Origin of the sequence: Radiobacillus sp. PE A8.2 (genome assembly GCF_045635475.1) — a bacterium.
GTDB lineage: Bacteria > Bacillota > Bacilli > Bacillales > Amphibacillaceae > JBJGXI01.
This window is the reverse complement of sequence record NZ_JBJGXI010000106.1, coordinates 1-1113: the sequence shown is the minus strand read 5'-3', so window position 1 is coordinate 1113 and position 1113 is coordinate 1. Positions and strand designations below refer to the sequence as shown.

Genomic DNA, 1113 nt, shown 5'->3' with positions numbered 1-1113 from the left:
TTATCAACAATACTGACTATTCTGAACAGCTTTTCAAGTAGAGGAGTCCCCTTTTTTACCCAGGCACTTTTCAAGGGATTTTTGGATCATTTTTGTTCGATCATAAACCTTGATTCCTGGAAGTTCTAAAGGTGGGCTTCCATCTTCTAGTATTACAGCTCGTAGAGCTGCAGCATACTCAAGAGCCATTTCTTCCTCTAAGGTAGAAGCCTTAGAAGCTTTTTTCTCGATATCTCGAATGCCCCGTAACTTCTTTTTTACATTCACTTTTAACTTTCGATCTTTATCCACAGCTGGCTTGGCAATATCTTTTAAATAATGAAATTGACAGTATTGATAAGGAGTGTCTGGTGACAACTTTTCAAACGCCAATCGAATCGACTGTTGTCCATCACTTACAAACCCAAGGATTGGGAAACCATAATCTAGGACGGGCTTGATAAACTCCATTAATTCACTTGTCGCGCTACTTTTAACGTTTTTTGCGGCAACAATTGTTCCACTTAATACTTCACGTATAACATAAAGAGTCTCATTTCCTTTTTCGGGTTGGACTCCATCCATAGATAAAATAATGCCATTATGTTGTTCCACTACCTTTGTAAGCTTTTCCTTTGCATAACTTTCAGAACTTGACCGAAGTAGCACAGCATAACGCTCGTATAGTTTTTGAACGTGCCGATCGGAAACAGTAATTCCACGTTCATTTAATAGTTCCATAATTTCACTACGTGTCTTATGTTCTTCAAATCGTAATTGACCCACGTAAGCAAGGACATCTGTTCCATAGGTAATATGTTTCATACTTAGCTGTTCAGCTTGAGCTGAGCGATAAACGGTATCTGCGTTTGAACAATGTTCGTTTGAACAACGATATCCCATATTTACTACAGTGTAGACACCTTCCAAAGTCGAGATTGTTTTTCGGGATACCGTATGGCAGTAATTCAATTTGGAATCACAATGTGGGCAATTTTGAAATTCAGGCTTATAGTATTTTGTTTCTTTAGAAATTAGACGGTTTTTTGTACGCATTGGAATCTCCATATCTATTTAAAATGATACTCATATTTTACCACAATATGGAGTGTTGCGTTATTCTAACCGTCTAAG

General features: G+C 37.6%; 1 protein-coding gene. It reads right to left on the bottom strand.

The genetic code is table 11. From position 1 onward, the window contains the following. Positions 1–33: 33 nt before the first annotated feature. The gene (locus ACI6MV_RS24905) at positions 34–1035 is read right to left on the bottom strand and encodes a transposase (RefSeq protein ID WP_407272994.1); all 1002 of its coding nucleotides are present in this window, start codon (positions 1033–1035) and stop codon (positions 34–36) included. Between the last annotated feature and the right edge of the window lie 78 nt (positions 1036–1113).